Origin of the sequence: Nostoc sp. MG11 (assembly GCF_014904695.1) — a bacterium.
Taxonomy (GTDB): domain Bacteria; phylum Cyanobacteriota; class Cyanobacteriia; order Cyanobacteriales; family Nostocaceae; genus Komarekiella.
Map to the genome: position 1 here is coordinate 40,230 of NZ_JACXXN010000004.1, position 22,587 is coordinate 62,816.

Sequence of the window (22,587 nt, forward strand, 5' to 3'; positions counted from 1 at the left end):
ATTCTCAACTAAGTGATTTCACTATTTATTTAATAAAAAACATCGCTTATTATTAGTTAACAATATTGTTTTGCTTGTTACTATTTATCAAGTATAAAACATAATTCCCCGCATAATAGGCAGGTAAAAGTGTTTCCTGAAAGGGTGCAAGATTCCATTAACCAAATCGACGAAACTGGAAAAACGGTACAGATGATAGACATCAGCAATGTCGAACGACAAGCCGCTTCTGTATCTGTACAGAGAAGCAAGCTACGCACGGCGTCTACAGACTTATCTTTGAGTTTCAGCAAATTACCAGAAGTAGTATTAGACGCAACAAATCAAGACTTAGAAATTGGAGTTGAGGAATCAGCAACAGAGTTAATCAAAGCATTAGAACAACTACAATTGGAAATCGCAAAACGCCAAGAAACTGAAGAAAAGTTACGTCAAAAAACATCAGAATTGGCAGCAATTTTGCAAGTGATTCCCGATATATATTTACGCCTCAATACTGATGGAACCATCCTAGATTACAAGGCTGGAAAGACGCAGTGTTTGGATAAGTTACCAGGATTTGTTCATGGTAAATCGCTACTAGAATGTCTACCTTCTGCTGTAGGAATACGCTTTCGGCAAGCAATAAATCAAGTACTGGAGACTAAATCCTTAGTTAGTTTTGAATATACATTACCATTATCAACAGAGAACAGTAATTTTGAAGCTAGGTTATTACCTCTACAAGAGCAGCAAATCATAGTTCTTGTCCGCCACATCAGCGACAGAATGCAACTAGCATTGATAGAAAATGATGTCAAGTTTCGCAGCATTGTAGAAAACGCCAATAACATTATTTTTGCACTAACACTTGAGGGAGTCTTTTCTTATATTTCTCCTAACTGGACTGACATCTTAGGACATGAGGTTGCGGAGGTTGAAGGTAAATCCTTTATTCCCTTTGTGCATCCCGATGATGTGCCAATCTGTGCAGATTATTTCCAAAGAGTTTTGACAACAGGCGAAAAGCAAGACCCAATTGAATATCGGGTAAAACATAAAGATGGCGATTGGCGATGGCATACAAGCAACTCATCCACTATAAAAGATGCTAGTGGCAATGCTTTGTACTTCGTTGGTATTTGTCATGACACTACTGATCGCAAACAAACGCAAGAGGCGTTAGCAGAGCGAGCGCGATTAGCGGATTTTCGTGCCGATGTAGACGCTGCCCTTGCTCAGAGTTCCACCTTACAGTGCATGATGCGCCGCTGCACTGAAGCTTTAGTTAAACATATCGATGCCGCGTTTGCTCGTCTCTGGATACTAAACAAACAAGAGAATGTACTAGAGTTGCAAGTCAGTTCTGGAATGTACACCCATATTGACGGGCCCCATAGATGTGTGCCAGTCGGTCAATTCAAAATTGGTTTGATTGCTCAAGAAGGCAAACCTCACTTAACCAACTCTGTATTGACAGATCCGCGAGTCAGTAATCGAGAGTGGACACAGCGTGAGGGTATGGTTGCCTTTGCAGGCTATCCCTTAATTGTTGAAGGTGAAACTGTAGGGGTTATAGCTATGTTTTCTCGGCAAGCCGTAACGGAATCTACTTTCATCGCTCTAGAATTTGCTGCTCAAGATATTGCTATTGGCATCAAACGCAAACAAGCCGAAGAAGCACTAATAGAAAGTGAGGAGCGTTTTCGCCATCTTGTGGAAACTACCAACGATGGGGTATGGCAGTTAGATCGCCAAGGGGTTTACACTTACGTTAGCCAAAAAATCCGTGATATTTTGGGGTACGAGCCAGAAGAAGTATTAGGCAAAACTTTTTTTGACTTGATGCCACCAGCAGAAGCGAGCCGAGTCAAAAAACTTTTTCAGGATCTAACCAACTCCAAACAGCCTTTAATCAATCTCGAAAACAAAAATCTTCACAAGCACGGACAATTGGTTGTTCTGGAAACCAATGGAGTTCCTTTCTTTGATGCATCCGGTAATTACCTGGGTTATCGCGGCGTTTATCGAGACATTACCAATCGCAAACAAGCAGAGGAAGCTTTGCAAGCTCTTGTAGCCGGAACAGCTGCGGTAACGGGCAAAGAATTTTTCTCTGCCTTAGTGCGTCATTTGGCAGATGCTCTGGGAGTCCGTTATGTCGTAATTGCAGAAACAATCGACGAAGACCTCAGCAGGGCGAGAGTTTTATCATTCTGGGCTGATGACAAGCTTTTAGATACTTTCGAGTATGAGCTAGCTAACACGCCTTGCGAAGTTGTGTTGCAAGAGGGGATGCGTTTCTACTCCTCTGGTGTGCAGCAACTATTTCCCCAAGACAAGGACTTATTGGCGCTCAATGCTGAAAGTTACTTGGGAGTGCCACTTATGGATACATTCGGTGTATCCATAGGTCATCTTTGCGTGTTGGATACGAAGCCGATATTGCAAGACGAGCGCTGCAAAGCTATTGTCAGTATTTTTGCTGCTAGAGCCACAGCAGAACTACAACGCCAGCGCACAGAAACCGCTTTACGGAAATCGGAAGCTAAATTTAGGGCGATCGCTCAGCGGGAAGCACTGCTTAACCGTCTTGCTAGTCAAATTCGAGCTTCTTTAGAACTCAATTACATTTTAGAAACCGCAGTGCAGGAAATCCGCAACTTATTCCAAATTGATCGCTGCGCTTTCTTTTGGTATCGACAAAACACTGAGCTACCCTACTGGGAATGTGTATATGAAGCGAAAAATTCTAGCTTACACAGTCTAGTGAAAGTCCAAGCAACTCATCCAGGAGTTGAACTAATAGCCACAAAAACCTTAAACAGAGAAATCATCCGCATCGATGATGTTAATCAGAAAGGCGATGGCGAAACGCCTACCTCCGGTGATCGCATCGCACAACAATTTTTGCATGATTTTGGTTTCACCGCCTTTATGTCATTGCCTGTACACACTCAATCAGGTGAAATTGGAGCATTTAGTTGTGGTTACTGTAATGGCTTGCGACATTGGCTGGATAGTGAAGTCGAATTACTACAAGCAGTGACAGATCAACTGGCGATCGCAATTGACCAAGCCAAACTTTATACACAAAGTCGCATCGCTGCCCAGACTGCTCAAGATAAAGCACAGCAGTTAGAAGCGGCTTTGCTAGCCCTTCAACAAACCCAGGCTCAATTAATTCAAACTGAAAAAATGTCTAGTTTGGGACAGTTAGTGGCAGGTATTGCCCATGAAATTAATAATCCAGTCAATTTCATTTACGGTAATATCAGCCACGCCAGTGAGCATGTCAGAGATTTGCTGCACTTAGTAGAACTTTATCAACGCTACTGCCCACCAATACCAGAAATTAAACAAGAAATCAACGCGATTGATTTAGATTTTCTCAGCCAAGATTTGCCCAAAATTCTAGATTCTATGAATATGGGAGCCGAACGTATTCGGCAGATTGTCATATCTTTACGCAATTTTTCTCGTCTAGATGAAGACGGCATGAAGCGAGTAGATATCCATGAAGGCATTGATAGCACCCTGCTACTGTTGCAAAGTCGCCTGAAAGCTAAACCAGAAGTTCCCGAAATCCAAGTGATCCAGGAGTATGGTAACTTACCACAGGTAGTGTGTCACGCCGGACAGATGAATCAAGTATTTATGAATCTGTTGACAAATGCGATCGATGCTTTGGAAGAGTCATTTGTCATTAGTCATCTCTTACAAAGTTCTGTTCGCCCGAAGTTTGGATCGGAGGAAGCCTCCGCTCCAACTTCTCTCCGGAAATCGGTGCTCAGACTTTGCGCTTTGTCATTAGAAAACAACTCTCAACAAGGGATAAAGGATCTAGACACCCTTCAAGTGACTTCCCGTAGGTTAGGACAAATGGATTCTCCACAAATTCGTATTAGCACCCTTGTCCAAGAAGAGTACGTAATAATCCGCATTGCTGATAATGGTCTAGGAATGACTGAAGAAGTTTGCAACCGACTATTTGACCCTTTCTTCACTACAAAACCTGTGGGCAAAGGCACTGGCATGGGATTATCAATTAGCTATCAAATTGTTGTCAAAAACCACCGTGGTCAACTCCAGTGTATTTCAGCACCAGGCGAGGGAGCAGAGTTTGTAATTACAATTCCACTACAGCAGCAACTATCTTAACTTGCACCATTCTCAATGAGTCAACTATCTTAACTGGCGTGGCACAGCTAAAATAGTGCATTAGCTTTCCTCTTGTGGGATGGGCGTCTCGCCCGTCCGGTGCGGGCGAGAAGCCCACACTACAAGAAAATTTATGGACTTAAGCCCTATTCAGTCTTTTTTAAAAGACTTTTGCTATTAGCCTAAGAATGAATTCTTAGGCGGTTATTGGAACTTAGCTTTTTCAAAAAAACAATTTAAACCGTGCTAGCTGGTTTTTGATCGCCCCTGTCAGCATTTTATTTAGTTCTTTACTGTCTTGGAATTGCAAAATTTGCTGCGTGGGCAAGTCAAAGGGAAATTGCCCATCTAAATTTGGGCGTTGCATTTGTGCTAATAAAATTTGTTCAGAGCGCTTACTTTGGATGGCATAACCAATTTCAATACAGACATTAGGACTAGGAATCAATTGCAGAGTTTCTTTGCCATCGATGCTAGTAATGGGTGTGGTGTCTGCAATAAATAACAAGCTCTTACGGATTTTTCGCATGATGGTGCGGTTAAGCCGTAGAGGAGCATCACTAGGTCGGGAGGATTCTACTAATTCTAAAGGGAGACGCGATCGCAAGTTTAAAGTTACCAAAGCTTTTTGCAGTTCTTCCCTCAGAAGATCACTAGCTGCGGCATACTCAGTTTGATAGCACAAAAAAATAGTTGGTTCTAACTGAGCTAATAGCGCTTGCTTGGTGAAATAAATTTCATGACTTATCAAGTCAATGTTAGCTACACAATAGCCACCACTACCCTCAATATAAAACTCAATATTTTCTCCTTCCAGATAATGCCTAAACCAAGTTGATTTTTTAACTTCGTCGCTTTCTTCCAAAAAGTCTGCTCGCAAACCTGTTTTCAGCAGACTTTTTTTACTTAGGCGAATATCTGGCTGACGTTTTTCCAGTTCTGGAATCGGCTCATAATCCTGAAGATACCATGCTCTGAGCGCAATAATTGACATAAGGCGCTATTTCAAATAAATGCTATTAAACTTCTGTATAAGTTTACACCCAGAGAAGGTCTAATCTGAGATTTATCTTTAAACACAACAACACCCAACCTCTACTAGCTTAATTATTTCCTCCCCTTGTTTCTTCTAGCCAGGGATGTACTAACTTTCATCACTGTTGTAAACAAGCAATGAAAACCAGTGACAGCGCCCCCTAATTTTCCACATTTGAGGAAATAACAGTGTTCGTGTTGGGTGTTGCTGGGTTTTGACGAGACAGATTTAAATTAAACAGCGTTTTTTACCTCTTACTACATTGCATCATGCAGCTGTTGTATCTGCCAGGGAAGCTTTAGTTGCTTCAATTATTAAATTAGCATCTGTGGATGGGATTGATTTTTTTCTGCAACTAAACTTTACTTTTGTAGAATGAAGTATGAAATCAATCCAGCAGATAAATTTAGTTGCTTTGTATTGTCAGAAAACTCCTTGTTTGTCATCCAAGTCAATAGACTACAGTTTATAGATGACTGATAAATCCTTTTTTGGCTCTACTAAAAATTTTATTAACAATCCTTTGGATAAGTTGAGCAAGTACTCAGTAAAATTTTAAGTTTTGAAACTTAAGTTTTTCCTCAGCCTTAAGGTAGAGACATGATTAATCGCCTAGCTGCTGTTGACTATTGACTCTGCTTGGAGGTTTGAGGGGAATCTCAATCCAGAACTCTGTACCTTTACCAGGTTCGGTGATGCACTCCATTAATCCACCATGCTTTTCTACAATAATCTGATAGCTAATTGCTAATCCCAATCCTGTACCCCTACCCACAGGCTTAGTAGTGAAAAAGGGATCAAAAATTAGCTTTTTCACTTCTTCAGTCATTCCAAGCCCATTGTCAGCAATGCGAACCAATATATGAGAGTTGTCTGCTGATATTTTGGTATAAATCCGAATGGTAGGGATTAGGGAAGGAGAGAGTTCACCAGTTTTATTCACTCTCCCACTCTCCAATTCTCTCGCTTCTTCTTTATCCTGTATCAGAGCATCAATGGCATTACTGATAATGTTCATAAATACCTGATTCATCTGTCCTGCATAGTATTCTACTAGTGGCAAATCGCCATAGTCTTTGATTACTTCAATGCCAGGAAACTCAGCATTTGATTTCAGTCGATGCTGCAAAATTAGTAAAGTATTGTCTATGCCTTCATGTAAGTTAACGAGCTTGTATTCAGCTTCATCTAGGCGAGAAAAATTTCGTAACTACAGCACTATTGAGCGAATGTGATCGGCTCCTACTTGCATTGAATTGATGATTTTTGGTAAGTCTTGTACCAAAAAGTCAAAATCGATCGCATCGATTACTGAGCGAATTTCACCTTCAGGGTGAGGATAGTGTAATTGGTAAAGATGTAAAATTTCAATGATTGTTCGAGTTCAGCAGTTTGCTCTTGCACCCGACGTTCTAAGTTAGCATTGAGCGCTTGTACCTGTTTGTACATTTGCTGCTGCTGAATTGCCATTGAGAATTGAAAGTACAGGGCTTGTGCTAGTGACTTCCAGCTTCCACTCGGACGCTTGGCCCTTTTTTTGCTCTCGCCAAACCTCAAAAGAAAGCTGAGGTAGCATTTATCGCCGATTCTCGTCACATTGTCCTGCCCAGAGAATTTCTGTGTCAAATTCAGAGCGAAAAATGCTCAACACACCGATAAACTTTTCGCGGTAATGTAGGGGAATCACCATGATTCCCCGAATCCGAGTTGGTTGGAATGCTAAAGCCAAAACTCGCAAACGTGGTTCTTTATAAATGTCGGTAATTGCCCAAACATTACCTGGTTTAAACTCAGCTATGCAGTTTTGCCATACGGGATGTTGTTCGATAATACTGTTTTCTAATTCGTATGGTAGTGTCGGCTGGATACCCGAAGTGTGTAGTTCTTCACTCTGTTCAATGTAAAGTCTGCCACTTACTCCGCTGAAGGCAGTAATGACTTCTTCTAATGCTTCTTGCAACTGGATTGTGGGCAATCTATGCAACAGTGTAGTCACTCGGTTGATAGTAGCTTCTAGCTCTTGCTTGGTACGGGCCTCGGTAAGTAAGTTACTTTGAGCGATCGCGATCGCTACTTGATCAGCAACTTGCTGCAATACATTGAGTTCTCGCTTTAAAATAGTTCGTGGTTGACTGTGGTGGGATACTAACAATCCCCACAATTCAGGCTTTGTTGATTGTCCTTTGGGATAACAATGTAAAATTGGCACTACTACCGATGACTGCACGCCCATTGTCTTCAAGTAGTGAATATGACACGGGTCTACCTGCCGATATAAGATATTCTCAGTTTGTAAGCTTTCGCCAGTTTCTTTTGACTGTAGAGGTGATAGTCCTATCTTCCCGTTAGCTACATCCACAATTGCACGTTGCCGCGCTGACACAAACATCTCTCTTGCTTCTTGAGGAATATCATGAGCGGGGAAGTTCAAACCTAATAGAGATGGTAGACATTGCTCATGGATAGATTCGGCAATCACTTCACCACTACCATCGGCAGCAAACCGATATACCTTCACTCGATCTGTACCCAAAAATGTCCGAACTTCAGCAACGGTAGTTGTTAATATATCTTGAAGTTCTAGCGATCGCCTAATCTGTTTTGTCATCTGGTGCAGTAAACTTTCTTGGTCTGAGCTTTGCTGCAACTCTTTTGGTTTATCAGTAAATGTAATTGTTTATGTATACAAAAACTGAAGTGTAATTTTTTTATAATTGTTTTTAATGAGAATTTCTTATTTAGAATCTATTAATTTTCGAGTCTAAAGTTAAGAAAATCTTTATTTTTTTACTTATTAATCTTATATTCTCAATTTTGAAAAAATTTCAGTAATATCACTCAAATTATTGTCTTTATTATCGCCTTTTATTGAAGATATTTTTTTCTATTTTTATCACTTACTTCATGTGAATTAAGATTTATTGTGGTGAAATAAGCAATTATTTTTAATTTTTTTAAAGCTTGTTGTCTGGGGGAATATCTTCATTCCCCACTTACTACTAGTTGATAATTTAATGTAAATATTCAAACTAGCTTATTCGGAAATTACAGACAAAAATATTAACTTGCGGATTTCTTCACGCACACTCATGAGAATTTTACCGAGATGGTTATCACCAGTTTTACTAGCACCACAGCCCCAGAAATAGTCAGTTGGGGAGTTTTCCACCAAAGTTTCATCTTCTGTAGTCAAGAGAACTTCTCTAATCTCAGCATGAGCGAGAAATTTTTTAAGTACAGCTTCTCGCATAACTTGAGTTTTGACCAAATCCCAGTCTTGACGACATTTGCGGGTGCTACAACGACCCAAAGCAGCAGCTTCTTCTGGGGTCGCAGCGGCATGTATGAGGGGTATAATCACCGCATCTATACTGCCCACAAACTTTTGTGCTTGATAATAATGCTCAACTGTTGACCAGTAAGTTCCCTGGATGTGGATTCCGTGGGGAGAAAAGTTAGAAAAACAGCCATAAGGCTGCCAAACCTTATAAAAGTAAATGGTCATTTGAAAATTGCTCTTTAATATATATCAACTTCTATAATGCCCGTAGATGCTGACAGGAAATTCTCTACTTGAGATTGAATGCTCGTACTTGCCTCAAGATAGAAGATATTGCTCCCAAAAGAGTTTTATTGTGATACAGAAGCCTATCTATGAGGTTAATGATGGAGGCCAAGAGTGAAACTATTAACGGAAACACACCGCTAATCACTGCTGGAATTGTTCTTGGTGTGGGTTTGGGAGGGTTTGTTGATGGTATTCTCCTGCATCAACTACTCCAGTGGCATCACATGCTGAGCAACGTTCGACCTCTGACAACCACCGCAAATATCGATTTAAATATGTTGTGGGATGGGTTATTTCATGCCTTTGACTGGGTAATGACCGTAGTAGGAATAGTCTTGCTATGGCGGGCGGGAGGGCGTGACGATGTTGCTTGGTCATCACAGACCTTTGTTGGCTCGTTGCTAATTGGTGCTGGGTTGTTTGACTTGGTTGAAGGTGTAATTGACCACCAAATTCTTGGTATCCACCATGTGAAACCAGGGCCGAATCAGTTAGCTTGGGATTTAGGATTTCTTTTATTCGGTGCGTTAGTTGTTGCGATCGGCTGGATAATGATCAAAAAAGAGTCAAAATAATTTATAATTCATAGTTTAAAGACGCTCAGGGACTCCCTAGCGCTGTGCTATTTAGTGGGAGCTTGTGAACTCTCCACGGTCTTTAAGACCAGGCTGATTAAAAATGAGCGTGGGGGCGAGACCTATTCTTTAATTATGAATTAATTATTAGGTCAATTGTAATTTTTCTTGCTATGCCTCTCTCCTTAAAGTAGGAGTTTATGGCAATGAAGGCTATCAGTCAAATGTAACTCTGACTTGCGGTGAAATTAACCCCTTGGTTTTTCCTAATATTGCGGTTTCAATTGAGCAATTACTAGAACACCGATTCAGTAGAGACGTTGCAATGCAACGTCTCTACAGTCAACGATAATTGGTCGTTTCACCGAAAAGAAATCGGGTTTTTGCGATTACTGAATCGATGCTTTAGGGGGATAAATCTTTTTACTGCGTTGCATCATCATATTTCCCGCCCTAAATTAGAATCAAGCTGGTTGAGGTTGTCTTTGAGAATAAAGGCGATCGCAATAAAGTATCCAAGTGACTCCAAATAAACCACTTAGAGAACCTGCGTTCGCGTAGCGTGCCGTAGGCGATCGCAGCCTTTACGCCCCATCCAGTCTGTAATTTCACTCACGATGGTTGTAGTGGTTTTAGCAACCATATAAGCTGTACCTGTGGCGGCAAGGGTTACTAAACCTAACTGTGCCAGCATATCTAAAATTCCCTGACTGGATAAATCTTCATGAAAATAGATTTTCCAGATAGTTGTGTACATGGCGATATCAGATGCAGTTAACACAATCTGTTTGGGAACTTCGATATCTCCTGTAACTTTTCTTTTGCAGAGGCAATATTTACTTATAAGGGTTACATCAACATCATTAACCCTGTACAGTCAGTTACTTTAACTAGGTTAGACTATCTCTTCGCCAGCAAAAAATTTTGTCTTGTCTACTTTCTTAATTGATTGTTATCACAAACACATTAGCCTAGTTACTTACCCGATTAGGCGATGTCGCTTGAATATTCTCCACGATATCTTAAAAGTATCAGGAGTTAATGAACTCTGGAGACTATAATTATGAAAAAAATTATTACAGTTGGTCTAGTAGCTTTAGCCACCACTACTGGATTTCTACTTAACAATCAGCCTGTTCAAGCTCACAAGCGTTACTATCACTATCGCCCATATTACACACGTCCATTAAACTATTGCTATCCCATTACTGAATGGCTTGTTGACGAAGATCCTGCCTATCATCCTCAAGCTTATGCTGATGGCTACCGCCAAGGGAAAAATAGCGTTAAAAAAGGACAGGCTTATAAACCGCGTACTGCTGGCGGTGAATTTAGTCGTGGTTTTGATGATGGTTATTATGGCAGAGAATTTGCAGGGCAGAAACAAATAGTTCCTAACATAATTAAGCCATACAGCACAACACAATGCGGTTGGTTTTAATTCTTTACTTCACAAGCGTGCTGAGTCTTGAGTCTTTGAAGTTCAGAGCGACGGTTTCTGTTGCTCTGACTTTTCGCGGGTAAAGAGTAAAAGGTAATAGGAAACTTTTCAAGGCTACCGTGTACACACAAGTTATCGAATCACTACCAGTTCTCGAATTACCCCTCCCTAACCCTCCCCTTGTAAAGGCTACGGTGTACACACATCTCTGTACAAAACCAAAATCGTTGTAGATCCTCCTAAATCCCCCTTAAAAAGGGGGACTTTGAGAGGTTTTTGCCCCCCTTTTGAAGGGGGGTTGGGGGGATCAAAAGCCTGTGGGGCAACTCTAAAAGACTTGTGTGTACACCGTAGCTTTTTAAGGGGGGTTGGGGGGATCAAAAGCCTGTGGGGCAACTCTAAAAGACTTGTGTGTACACCGTAGCTTGTAAAGGTGAGGGAACTAGATTTTCCGGTTTCCTCCCTTGGAAAGGGGAGATTAAGGAGGGTAATTCGACTTGTGTGTACACGGTAGCTCTTTAGGAGAAGGGCTGTAGGGCGATCGCGAACTCAGCACGTTAAATTATTTTAGAAATCTTTTAATCTTTAAACAATACTATAGTTAGATACTAAGGCCATCGTGCTTAAGTGATTCTAGATTAAGGATTCTCAAAATTAAGATTACGAAACAGCACGCTTGTGAAGTTTTAGATATACTCTTTATCTTTCTTAATTTTAAATACCAAAAACAGAACACTCCTAACTATTATTAGCTGTTGTATTAGCTGTTGCGTCCCATGACATCTAAGCGGTCTTCCGAGAAATCTGAATCTAATTCCAGTGTATCTCAAGCATCCAATGAGGAGGAGCAGGATAATCAGAAAAAATTATTTCCGATTGTTGGGATGGGAGCTTCAGCAGGTGGATTGGAGGCGTACAGAGAGTTATTGAGCCATTTGCCTGTTGATACTGGCATGGCATTTGTGTTGATTCAGCATTTAAGCCCCAATCAAAAAAGTTTGTTGACGGAGATTCTTTCTCGGACAACCAAGATGCCTGTAACTGAAGTGCAGGATGGCATGTCCGTGGAACCAAATCATGTCTACGTGATTCCGCCAAATAAAATGATGACCATTTCTCAAGGGGTGCTGAAACTGATGCCGCGCGAGAAAACCCGTGGGATCAATATGACAGTCGATGCTTTCTTTCTTTCGTTAGCAGAGGAGCGGGCAAGCAAAGCGATCGCAGTGGTATTATCGGGGGGCGATTCTGATGGCACACGGGGACTGGAAACAATCAAGGCTGCTGGCGGTATCACCTTTGCCCAGTGTGAAGACACAGCAAGAGTCAGTAGTATGCCGAACACCGCTGTAGCTTCGGGTTATGTAGACTTTATCCTACCTCCACAAGCGATCGCCGAGGAATTGGCAAAGATCAGCCGTCATCCCTACGTCAAAAGCCCAACCCAAGTAAAACAAAATGAGGAACTGCCAGAAGGCGAAAATGCTCTGGCCACAATCTTCAGTCTACTGCGGGTTGCTACAGGGGTTAACTTTACCCACTACAAGCAGACTACTCTGAAACGGCGGATCTCGCGGCGAATGGTTTTGTACAAGCTCGAAAGGCTAGAAGATTACGTCCGCTATCTTCAAGAGAACCCGGCGGAAGTGAGCGCATTGTATCAGGATTTGCTGATTACAGTTACATGTTTTTTCCGCGATTCCGAATCCTTTGAAGCTTTAAAGAGCAAAGTATTTCCGATTATTACCAAGGATCGAACTCCAGAGTCACCGATCCGCATTTGGGTAGCGGGATGTTCAACGGGTGAAGAAGCCTACTCTATTGCTATATGCTTGCTGGAGTATCTAGGGGAGCAGGGAATCAATCCGCCGATTCAGATTTTTGCTACGGACATCAATGAGGTGGCGATCGACAAAGCTAGGAATGGCGTCTACAAACAAAACCAAATAGCAGATGTCTCTCCAGAACGTCTTAAGCGCTTTTTTGTTCAGGTAGAAAACGGTTATCAGATCAGTAAATCGGTGCGTGAACTGTGTATCTTCGCTAGGCAAAACCTGATTAGTGACCCGGCATTTTCCAAGCTGGATCTAATTACTTGTCGAAATGTGCTAATTTACTTGGGATCTTTTGTGCAAAAGAAGCTCCTACCATTCTTCCACTATGGTCTTAATTCATCGGGCTTTCTGATGTTAGGCACATCTGAGACAGTAGGTGAGTTTACAGACTTGTTTGCTCTGGTGGATAGAAAGTACAAGATTTATTCCCGAAAGTTGGCATCATCTCGGTTGGGTCTTGATATAGTTGCCAGCAACTATCCCATAGAAATCGCAAACTCCCAGCCTACGGTGAGCGGCGATGACTCAAACGACCAAGAAATACAGAAACAGGCTGACCAAATCGTTTTGAAGCAATACGCTCCAGTCGGTGTTGTGATCAACGAAGATTTAGAGATTCTACAATTCCGAGGACAGACCAGCGTTTACTTGCAGCCCGCACCCGGAAAAGCAAGTTTTAACTTGCTAAAGATGGTAAAACAAGATTTGCGGCTAGAGCTACGTACCGCAATTTACCAGGCGAAAAAGCGCGAAACGCCGATGAGCAAGTCAGGCTTACAGCTGAGAGAAGAAGATCAAATCAGGCAGGTGAGGATTGATGTGATTCCATTCAAACTGGCCCCAACAGCAGAACGCCACTTTTTAGTTCTGTTTGATGACATACAAGAGTCGGTGATTTCAACACAGCCAGCAAATGAACGTCCTGTCAAGTCTAGACGGCGCAAACAAACTCCAGACGAGCAAGAGATTAACCAGATCAAACAAGAACTGGCAACCACTAAAGAATATCTCCAATCGATTATTGAGGAGCAGCAAGCTACCAATCAAGATCTTAGAGCTGCCAACGAGGAAATTCTCTCAAGCAACGAAGAGTTGCAAAGTACCAATGAGGAATTAGAAACCGCCAAAGAAGAGATTCAGGCAACCAATGAAGAACTGAACACGGTCAACGACGAATTACAGCGGCGAAATGCTGAAACAACTCAAGTCGGCAATGATCTCCAAAATCTGCTCAGTAGTATTAACATTCCCATCCTGATGCTAGGAGGCGATCTGCGGATTCGGCGCTTTACTCCAGCAGCAGGGGTAATCTTCAACCTGATTCCAACAGATGTCGGGCGACCGCTGAGTGATATTAACCATAACCTGAATGTCCCCGACTTAGAGCCACAAATCTTAGAGGTGATTAGCACCCTCAACTTTAAAGCTCAGGAGGTGCAAAACCACCAGAGTCATTGGTTTGACATGCGAATCCGTCCTTATCGGACGATAGACAACAAGATTGACGGTGCTGTATTGGTGTTGGTTGACATTAACGCCCTGAAACGTAGCACGCAGCAGCTAACAGCATCTCGAAATTACGCTCAAGCAATTGTCGAAACTGTACAGGAATCGTTGGTGGTGCTAAATGAAGATTTACAGGTGATTAGCGCCAATGAGTCTTTCTACGAGACATTCCATGTTGTACCAACAGAAACAGAACAGCGCCTCATCTTTGAACTGGGAAATGGACAGTGGAATATTCCCCAGTTGCGATCGCTGCTAGAAGACGTTCTCTCCCACAAAAGCCAGTTTCAAGATGTTGAAGTTGAGTCTGAATTCGAGCAAATCGGGCACAAAATCATGCGGCTAAATGCCCGGATAATGCCTGAAATAGACGAGAAGCCGATGATTCTCCTAGTGATTGAGGACATCACGCAGCGTAAGCAGTTGGAGGCAGAACGCTCTCAGCTTTTGACTCAAGAGCAATCAGCCCGCACTGCGGCTGAGACAGCCAACCGCGCCAAAGATGAGTTCTTATCCGTTGTCTCGCACGAACTGCGGAATCCACTCAATGCTATGATGGGGTGGGCACAGTTGCTACGTAAGCGTCAGCTAAATGAAGATACGATTAAACAGGGGCTTGAAGCCATCGAGCACAGTGCCAGGGTGCAAGCCAAACTCATTGCGGATCTCTTAGATGTCTCACGTATTACTTCAGGCAGGCTGTCTCTGGAGCTTCGATTGATTCAGCTAGCCCATTTGATTGAGGAGGCGATCGAGGTCGTCCGTGTATCAGCAGAAGCTAAGAATATTCAATTTGAATCCAGGCTAGATCATTCCACTAGAGAGATATCAGCTGATCCGACCCGTATCCAGCAGGTCGTTTGGAATTTACTTTCTAATGCAATTAAATTTACCCCAGAGGGGGGGAGAATTGAAGTCACACTAGAATATAACGAACAAGCTGAGATTCAAGTGATCGATACAGGTAAGGGCATCAGCGCTGATTTTCTCCCTTATGTTTTTGATCGCTTCAGTCAGGCTGATAGCAGCAAAACGCGAGTAAATACCGGACTAGGACTGGGGCTTTCTATTGTGCGTCATTTGGTAGAACTCCACGGCGGCACAGTTCTTGCCCAGAGCCAGGGTGAAGAACAAGGGGCGACATTTACCATAAGGCTGCCACTGCAAACTAATCCACAAGAAAGTTCTGTGCTCAGTGTTATGGAGCCAGTCGTCTCAACAGAAGTGCCGGAAGTATTATTGAATAATATTCCTTCATTAGAGGCTGTGCGAGTACTGGTGGTAGATGACGAAGCAGATATACGCGAGTTATTTACAACAGTGCTTGAGGTCTACGGAGTCGAGGTGACGGCGGTCGCATCAGCAAAAGAGGCTATATCAGCACTATTGGCAAGCCCTGGCGGATATGATGTACTCCTGTCTGACATCGGTATGCCAGAGGAGAACGGTTATATGCTGATTCGTCAGGTAAGGGCTTTGAGTGCCGAGGCTGGGGGACAAATTCCAGCCGCAGCGCTGACGGCGTATGTCAGAGATCAAGAGTATCAAGAGGCTATTGTAGCCGGTTTCCAAGTGCATCTTGCTAAACCCGTCGAACCAGAACAACTACTATTGGTAGTCGCTTCTTTAGCTGGGCGAATCGGAAATGATTAATGAGTAGACTTCTTGCACGAATCGAAAAATCATGGTTGTCATTTTGTAGTGCTGAGTAGGTTGGGTTGAGGAACGAAACCCAACATCATCAAGGCTTGTTTGGGTTTCACTTCGTTCAACCCAACCTACAATTATCGCTATATGAGCATCGGACTAAACTTGTGGAGATGCTAGGGATTCTTTAGTATTAGCTCCCTCGTCATTTTTTGGCTGTGAACTTAGCTGATCTAAAATGTCTAAAACCTCGCGTTCAAAGGCAACCTGGGCGCGGTTGGTTTTGCCACCGACGTATAAGCGATCGCCTGTTTGCAATGCCCAAATTTGCGAGTGAGAAAAGTAACTCATGACTACACCCAGCATTAGCAAGCCAAACCCAGTATAAACAATGGGTATGCCTGGATCAGCTTTAATTTGTAAGCCAGTGCTACCAATTACATCCAGAATTTTCAGCGTCACGCCATTAACTTGGGTGGACATTCCAGTGCGTACAGTGTCAACCAATTTACCAGAAGCATCGTAAATCAATACCATACCTTGCAAGTCTTTGACTAATAAGGAGACACCTGCACTCAAATCTGGTTTAGTCGGAATCCAAGTTCCCCAGATCCGCCCTCTACCGTTAGTATTCAATTGTGCAGTCGGTAGCTGAAAAATCGGGCTGTTATTGATGCGGACGCGAACAGCTGAGATTCCCCAATCTGTTTGATAGAAAGTTACGCCATGATAATGCAGAGGTTGGTTAACAAAAATTTTTTTATGATCAACTTCCTGTCCTTGATTATTCAAGACAGACATATCTGAATAAAATTGGTCAATGCCACCAGATGGAGTATAGTCAATCCAAAAACGATTAACTCGCACAGACCAATCTTTCGGCACTTGGGCTGCTGCTAAAGGGCCAGCATCGATAATATTTTTCACTTGAAATGTATCACCACTGGCAACCATTTCCTGGGCAAGAAACCCAGTCATTGCTCCCCAAATTCCCCCCAGCAGAATAGCCACAATGCCCACATGAACGATGATTGGGCCGATGCGTCCGACTATTCCCTTGCGAGCATAAAGAATATTGTCTTTTTCTTGAAAAATTTTATAGCGACGGTTCTGCAATATTGGACTTAGAGAATTCAGAGAACCAGTATCTAGTTCTGCACTCAAAGCTAGTTTTTGAAATTGCCGTGGTTCTTCATAATATTTCCAGCGACGCGCGGCTTTTAAGGCTGGTAATTGGCGGGTAAAAGTGCAAGCAGTTAGGCTAGTGCCAAACAAAATAAGTAATGCCAGAAACCACCAAGTACGGTATACATGGTCTAACCCAACTACCTGAATCACCTTCCAAGTCAAGAAACCAAACAAGGCTGGATGTTCTGGGTAGTTAGACTGGTAGAATGCGGGTGATTGTCCTTGTTCAATTACAGTACCGCTGATACTGAAGAGAGCGATTAAGAGTAGTAAGGCGATCGCTAATCGTAAATTTGTCAGTATGGGCAAAAACTCCTGCCGTAAGTAACGCCCAGGTATTGACCACCACTTTAATTCTTTGGACGCTGAATTTTCAATAGTCATTTTTATTAATTTGTGTATATGAATCGCTACTAGGGCCCTATGAGGAAATGAAACTAAAAACTGCCAAGGGGAATCCGAGAAATTAAAGAAAACACACCAAATCCTACTAACAGCGCCCCGCTAACTGGATTAATCCAACCAGACCAGCGACGCAATTCCAACAGCTTTTTAATTGAAGCAGTAAAAGTACCTGCCAAAATCAATGGTGCTACATAACCCGCTGTGTAGGAAAGTAGCAAAGCCGCACCTAAAATTAAATCTTGTGTATTCGCAACCCAACCCAGTAAGCTGGCTAAAACAGGGGTGCTACAAGGGGATGCAACTAAACCGAAAGTCAACCCAAGCGCATAAGAACGGACTCCCGGCGGTAAATCTTGTGAAATCCAATTCGTTTCGCCCAAAGAAGGGAATTGCAGAGGTAATGCTTCCAGCAAGTTCAGCCCCATGAGAATGGCAATGATACTAACAATAATCGGCAAACCAATTCCTACTTGACCGTAAACTTTTCCGACAAATGCTGCTAATATACCAAGCCCTGCCAGGGTAGTTGCTAATCCCAACGCAAACCACGTTGATTGGACTGCTGCTTGCAGACGGCTTTTTGCTTCGTAACCGCCGATGTAGCCAATGGTAATTGGCAGCATGGAAAGCATACAAGGTGTAAGGCTAGTAAGCAAACCTGCTGCAAAGATGATGCCAATACTAAACAAACTTAGATGCGTCAGTTGGTTAGAAACGAGGGCATTGGCAAATTGTTCTAGTTGGTAAAGTCGGGTTTGCAGAGTCTCCAGCATGGGTGTTTCTGAGCGGGAAATGCTTAATCTGCTTGCATTCTAGCTTATTTTGCACCTTTGGGTTTGAGCGATGAGGCAAAGGGAACAAGACAGACATCTTGCGTGCTTAATTCAGATCGATGACACTGGTGTTATCTTTTTTACCGTCTTCCTTTGACTAGCAACTTTGATTAATATATGCAAGAGCAAGACTTTTACCATGCTGATCCATTGGCCCGCTGGCTAGTTGATAAATGCCATTTGACACCTGTCAGTTTAGGACTGCTTTCGATCATAATTACATCTAGTTTTTACTTAGCAGTAGCTTCACTAAGTCAGACGTTAATATCGCACGGCGGTAGAAACATAGGGTTACTACAAGATTGGTTTGCCTGGGTGTGGATCTGTTTGCTCAATCCAGTTGTCTTTGGCTACTATCTGTGGTCAGTTAAGGCGATATATAAGCTAATTCAGTACCTCAAAGAGTCAGATATTGTTAATGTTTCTGACATAGAAATTAACTCGGCATTGTCTCCATATAAAAAGCCGTGGCGTAAATTCTTGGCGTTGGCAGCAGGAGTAGCTTTCGGTATTTGGTATTTCTCCTTACAGCACAATGTTAAGAATTGGACGGGATCGGATGGAGGACTTCCAGCTTTGACTGGTGCGATTAATGCTGTTGTAATATTTTATGCAGCAACTATGTTAGTGTTGACCCTCATAACTAATGTTTGGGTGATGCATCAACTCCTTGGCAATAAGCAACTTAATATTAATCCACTGCATCCCGATCGCTGTGGTGGATTAAGTGTTTTGAGCCAATACTCTCTGAATACTGCTTATCTAGCTGCTATATTTGGCACGATGATTACGCTTAGTAATTATCAATTTATTACTCAAGGGATAGCACAGAAATACTGGTATTTTAATTTATTAATTCTGCTATATCTTCCTGTATCGTTAGTATGCTTTTTTGGGCCTCTTCTTGCCGCTCGGAAAGGCATGAAAAAAGCCAAAGAAGGATTAATAAGTGAAATTGCCAAGCAATTTCAAGCAGATTATGTGCGTATTCACAAAAGTTTGGGTAACGATGTTGAAAGTTTGAAGAAACAAACTGGCAAGCTTCAAGAATTACGCTCTCTCTATACATTGACCAATGAATTTCCGGTGTGGCCTTTTGATGTCACAACCTTTCGTCAGTACTTGCTGTCTGTAATCACACCGCTCATTCCCATACTACTAAAGTTAGGAGAATACTTTTTTAAGAATCAGTTCAAGTAGTTTCGACTAGTTCGCTGTGCAAAACCCAAAAACTTTACAGTGATTGAGATAGGGCAATATCTACTGTAGGCGTTAGGAGTGACGAAAAAAAATCTTACATAGACCGAGAGTTCAACAGAATGAGTTATGAAAAGACAATAAAAAATGTCAAAAAAGTTTAATTTTAAGACAATTGTGTCGGATATATCTTAATCCTCTTCCCAAAAAAGTACATTGATTTGTTAGTCGAATTCCTTTACTGAACAGGCTTTAAAAAAATTAATTACTGGAGTTTAGACTAAACTCCAGAGCCTAAGCAAGTATCTAAAAATACTGCTTAACGACTTTTCATTCCTTTTATTACTCTGGTTTCATTTCATTGTTCAACATAGAATCAATTGGTTCAAATGTTGAGCTATTTTTGCTTGCTTTAGTCTAAACTCCAGCCATAATTCTTCGGTTCTTATCCCAAACTCACGTTACTTTAAATGTTCGGTAAAAAATGACGTGAGTTTATCAAAGGGAATTAACTCAACTCTGTCATATAAATCAACGTGTCCTGCTTTCGGAATGATATACAATTCTTTGGGTTCGGCTGCACGTTTGTAGGCATCCTCACTAAACTCTCTTGAGTGAGCCTGATCACCCGTGATGAAAAGCATAGGACGAGGGGAAATCGTTTCCATGTCATTAAACGGATAAAAATTCATAAACTTAACGTTACTGCTTAGCGTCGGGTGTGTTGTGAGTTCCGGTGATCCTCCTTTAGGCGTGTATTCACCTCTCGGTGTACGGTAGAAATCATAAAACTCACGCTGGATAGGGTGTGTGTTTTCATCTAACTTATGTACAGTCCCACTCGTGTATTTGGTTTCACCATCGGTAAACTCTACATAACGTTGCTTGGCAGCCTCCTCCTGGATTTTCTTTCTCTGCTCAAGGGTCAGCGAATGGTTAAGTGCATTTCGGCTGGCTGCTCCCATATCGTACATGCTGACAGTTGCGATCGCTTTCATTCGCGGATCAATCTTAGCGGCACTAATAACAAAGCTTCCGCTACCACAAATTCCAATTATTCCGATTCGGTTTTTGTCAATAAATGGACGTGTCCCAAGAAAGTCAACTGCTGCACTAAAATCTTCAGAATAAATATCAGGCGCAACAGCGTTGCGTGGTTCGCCCTCACTCTCTCCCCAGAAAGACAAGTCAAGAGATAAAGTCACAAACCCTCGTTCAGCCATATTTGCAGCATACACGTTGGCACTTTGTTCTTTTACAGCTCCCATAGGATGCCCAACAATGATCGCCGAATGTTTTTTACTCTGATCTAAATTCTTGGGAATAAATAGATGTCCCGCAACATTCATTTTGTATTGGTTTTTAAAAGTAACCTTATACATCGTAACGTTGTCGCTTACCTTAAAAGTTGTATATCCCTTTGGTGTTATTTGTTCCATTTCTTTTGTTTTTCCTGATTGTCCTTTTTGTTCTGTTTGTGTGTAAGCTTGCGCGCTTATCATCAGAGCCATCATCGGTAAAATTAATAGATATTTCATATAATTTCTTCCCTTTTCATTGTGAGATTTACACATGAAATTGTTGCTCTATTAATTTGACATTTCTCCAAATATCAATCTGGTTTTATCAGCAGCGTTTCTACCGTTTGCTGTATAAGTCCAATTATGCAGGCGTGAAAACGGATAGCGTTAGGACGTTCATTGAGAAAAACCGGACAATTCTCCAAAAAATCGCCGTGCAACGTGCTGAACAGAAACAAAATGTTTAATATAAATTTATGAACCAAAGAGAAGCAGAATTTGAAAAGCGAAAGATGCAGATCAACCGGGAAGAGCTGATCGAAAGAATGATTCGTCTCGCTCCCAAAAATAGCCTTTTGGAAGTGTTTCCGGGCATTTTCATATATCAATCGTCGAAACCGACCGAGAGTCAGGTATCCGTATTAAAGCCCGCCTTCTGCGTCATCGCGCAGGGCAGCAAGGATGTGCTTTTGAACGATGAATTATTTCACTATGATTCCGGTCATTACTTAATCTCGACGCTTGATTTGCCGATTATGAGTAATGTCGTCGAAGCGTCCGAGGAAAAACCTTATTTGAATCTTCAGATAGACCTCGATCCGGCACTTGTTGCTGCGGTGATGATTGAATCTGGCATCGAAACTAAAAAAAGCGGCACCGGAATCAAGGCGATGGATGTCAGCCCGGTTGATGCCGATTTGCTGGAAGCGATCGTCAAATTGGTGAAACTATTTGACACGCCGGACGAAATGAAGTTTCTCGCGCCGCTCATCATCCGCGAGATCATCTATCGGCTTTTAAAGGGAAAACAGAGCGCACGGCTCAGTCAGCTTATCACTACCGAAGGCGACGCGCAGCGCATCTCCAGGGTGGTCAAGCAAATCCGCGAGAACATTGATCAGCCGCTGAAAATCGAAGATACAGCCCGCGAGATCGGTATGAGCGTGTCAGGCTTTCACCAACATTTTAAGTCCGTCACGGCGATGAGTCCTTTGCAGTTCCAGAAACAAATACGGCTTCAGGAAGCGCGTCGTCTGATGCTCGCCGAAAACATGGATGTGGCGATCGCCAGCTTTCGTGTCGGTTACGATGATCCGTCTTATTTCAGCCGGGAATATAAAAAACTATTTGGTATTCCCCCGCATCGTGACATCGCCAAGCTACGCAGCAATTTAGGGCAATAAGAATTGAACTGGTTTATTGGTGCAAAGGACTAATACAAAGTTGCTCGCTTTTTGTTCCGCCGCGTTGAGCGTAAGCAAAAACGGCGTGGTAAAACCGAATTCTGGCAGCTTTACTGCCGTCGATTTGCCATTGATCATTGGTATGGTTTTGCCAAAGGGCTATTGCATTGGACTTTGCCACAACTGAGTACCCCAGAACAGTCTCAGAGGTGGAGTGACCTTTTACCTTTGATGACTTGGCAACTCTGGCTCGCACGTCCTATTGGTCGCGTAAATTTTTTTATCCCAAGCATATTGTTCCCGAACCTCTCCCCCATAAAAAGGAATAAATTTCCTAAAACTATTGTCTAATAATGGCTTATTAACTTGAGTACATTATTAATACCTATTAATAGATGAGATATAAGTAGTGAAATAATAATATATGCAGTATTTGTTGAGAGTTAAATTAATAGCCGACAGTTGTCAATTAAAATCATCATTTTAAATATTAAATTTAAAATTCTAATATC

General features: G+C 42.2%; 14 protein-coding genes and 1 pseudogene. 7 read left to right on the plus strand and 8 right to left on the minus strand.

The genetic code is table 11. From position 1 onward, the window contains the following. Window positions 1-129: 129 nt before the first annotated feature. On the plus strand, window positions 130-4,140 hold the full coding sequence (locus tag HCR01_RS07535; RefSeq protein WP_193195637.1) for a PAS domain S-box protein: 4,011 nt from the start codon (window positions 130-132) through the stop codon (window positions 4,138-4,140). A gap of 223 nt (window positions 4,141-4,363) precedes the next feature. Here the strand turns inward: HCR01_RS07535 and HCR01_RS07540 are convergent, their stop codons facing one another. The 3 genes and pseudogenes from HCR01_RS07540 to HCR01_RS07550 form a co-directional block, all read right to left on the minus strand. Continuing rightward, complete coding sequence (locus HCR01_RS07540; RefSeq protein ID WP_193195638.1) at window positions 4,364-5,134, minus strand: hypothetical protein; 771 nt, start codon at window positions 5,132-5,134, stop codon at window positions 4,364-4,366. Window positions 5,135-5,780: 646 nt separating this feature from the next. After that, window positions 5,781-7,850 (minus strand): annotated as a pseudogene (locus HCR01_RS07545) (GAF domain-containing protein). Between the two features lie 360 nt (window positions 7,851-8,210). Next, a complete protein-coding gene (locus tag HCR01_RS07550; protein ID WP_193195639.1) occupies window positions 8,211-8,681 on the minus strand; it encodes an NADAR family protein in 471 nt (156 codons plus the stop codon). Between the two features lie 161 nt (window positions 8,682-8,842). On the opposite strand from HCR01_RS07550, the gene HCR01_RS07555 reads away from it, so the two are divergent. After that, complete coding sequence (locus HCR01_RS07555; RefSeq protein ID WP_193195895.1) at window positions 8,843-9,319, plus strand: DUF2243 domain-containing protein; 477 nt, start codon at window positions 8,843-8,845, stop codon at window positions 9,317-9,319. 538 nt (window positions 9,320-9,857) lie between these two features. Here the strand turns inward: HCR01_RS07555 and HCR01_RS07560 are convergent. Beyond that, window positions 9,858-10,100 carry a hypothetical protein gene (locus tag HCR01_RS07560; protein WP_193195640.1) on the minus strand — a complete coding sequence of 81 codons (243 nt, stop codon included), beginning with the start codon at window positions 10,098-10,100 and terminating at the stop codon, window positions 9,858-9,860. Between the two features lie 282 nt (window positions 10,101-10,382). Between HCR01_RS07560 and HCR01_RS07565 the strand changes: the two genes are divergently transcribed. Next, entirely contained in the window at window positions 10,383-10,760 is a 378-nt protein-coding gene (locus HCR01_RS07565; RefSeq protein ID WP_193195641.1) for a hypothetical protein, read from the plus strand. A gap of 776 nt (window positions 10,761-11,536) precedes the next feature. Continuing rightward, window positions 11,537-15,754 carry a chemotaxis protein CheB gene (locus tag HCR01_RS07570; RefSeq protein WP_193195642.1) on the plus strand — a complete coding sequence of 1,406 codons (4,218 nt, stop codon included), beginning with the start codon at window positions 11,537-11,539 and terminating at the stop codon, window positions 15,752-15,754. A gap of 153 nt (window positions 15,755-15,907) precedes the next feature. On the opposite strand, the gene HCR01_RS07575 is transcribed toward HCR01_RS07570, so the two are convergent. Both HCR01_RS07575 and HCR01_RS07580 read right to left on the minus strand, forming a co-directional pair. After that, on the minus strand, window positions 15,908-17,320 hold the full coding sequence (locus HCR01_RS07575) for a cytochrome c biogenesis protein (RefSeq protein ID WP_193195643.1): 1,413 nt from the start codon (window positions 17,318-17,320) through the stop codon (window positions 15,908-15,910). 53 nt (window positions 17,321-17,373) lie between these two features. Beyond that, window positions 17,374-18,114, minus strand: a complete 741-nt coding sequence (locus tag HCR01_RS07580; protein ID WP_193195644.1) for a cytochrome c biogenesis protein CcdA — start codon at window positions 18,112-18,114, stop codon at window positions 17,374-17,376. A gap of 177 nt (window positions 18,115-18,291) precedes the next feature. Here HCR01_RS07580 and HCR01_RS07585 point away from each other — a divergent pair, with 177 nt between their 5' ends. Next, a complete protein-coding gene (locus HCR01_RS07585) occupies window positions 18,292-19,374 on the plus strand; it encodes a hypothetical protein (protein WP_193195645.1) in 1,083 nt (360 codons plus the stop codon). 458 nt (window positions 19,375-19,832) lie between these two features. Here the strand turns inward: HCR01_RS07585 and HCR01_RS07590 are convergent, their stop codons facing one another. Continuing rightward, complete coding sequence (locus HCR01_RS07590) at window positions 19,833-20,909, minus strand: alpha/beta hydrolase (RefSeq protein WP_193195646.1); 1,077 nt, start codon at window positions 20,907-20,909, stop codon at window positions 19,833-19,835. Between the two features lie 56 nt (window positions 20,910-20,965). Here HCR01_RS07590 and HCR01_RS07595 point away from each other — a divergent pair, with 56 nt between their 5' ends. Then, window positions 20,966-21,139 carry a hypothetical protein gene (locus HCR01_RS07595; protein WP_193195647.1) on the plus strand — a complete coding sequence of 58 codons (174 nt, stop codon included), beginning with the start codon at window positions 20,966-20,968 and terminating at the stop codon, window positions 21,137-21,139. A 9-nt stretch (window positions 21,140-21,148) separates the two neighbouring features. Next, entirely contained in the window at window positions 21,149-22,075 is a 927-nt protein-coding gene (locus HCR01_RS07600) for an AraC family transcriptional regulator (protein WP_193195648.1), read from the plus strand. Window positions 22,076-22,088: 13 nt separating this feature from the next. Here the strand turns inward: HCR01_RS07600 and HCR01_RS07605 are convergent, their stop codons facing one another. After that, window positions 22,089-22,256: a hypothetical protein gene (locus HCR01_RS07605; RefSeq protein ID WP_193195649.1), complete on the minus strand. Its 168-nt coding sequence runs from the start codon at window positions 22,254-22,256 to the stop codon at window positions 22,089-22,091. Window positions 22,257-22,587: the final 331 nt, after the last annotated feature.

Excerpts from the sequence above, each read along its gene's own strand:
- HCR01_RS07540 (WP_193195638.1), bottom strand. The coding sequence starts at position 5,134 with ATGTCAATTATTGCGCTCAGAGCATGGTATCTTCAGGATTATGAGCCG.
- HCR01_RS07550 (WP_193195639.1), bottom strand. The coding sequence starts at position 8,681 with ATGACCATTTACTTTTATAAGGTTTGGCAGCCTTATGGCTGTTTTTCT.
- HCR01_RS07555 (WP_193195895.1), top strand. The coding sequence starts at position 8,843 with ATGGAGGCCAAGAGTGAAACTATTAACGGAAACACACCGCTAATCACT.
- HCR01_RS07565 (WP_193195641.1), top strand. The coding sequence starts at position 10,383 with ATGAAAAAAATTATTACAGTTGGTCTAGTAGCTTTAGCCACCACTACT.
- HCR01_RS07570 (WP_193195642.1), top strand. The coding sequence starts at position 11,537 with ATGACATCTAAGCGGTCTTCCGAGAAATCTGAATCTAATTCCAGTGTA.
- HCR01_RS07575 (WP_193195643.1), bottom strand. The coding sequence starts at position 17,320 with ATGACTATTGAAAATTCAGCGTCCAAAGAATTAAAGTGGTGGTCAATA.
- HCR01_RS07580 (WP_193195644.1), bottom strand. The coding sequence starts at position 18,114 with ATGCTGGAGACTCTGCAAACCCGACTTTACCAACTAGAACAATTTGCC.
- HCR01_RS07585 (WP_193195645.1), top strand. The coding sequence starts at position 18,292 with ATGCAAGAGCAAGACTTTTACCATGCTGATCCATTGGCCCGCTGGCTA.
- HCR01_RS07590 (WP_193195646.1), bottom strand. The coding sequence starts at position 20,909 with ATGAAATATCTATTAATTTTACCGATGATGGCTCTGATGATAAGCGCG.
- HCR01_RS07600 (WP_193195648.1), top strand. The coding sequence starts at position 21,149 with ATGAACCAAAGAGAAGCAGAATTTGAAAAGCGAAAGATGCAGATCAAC.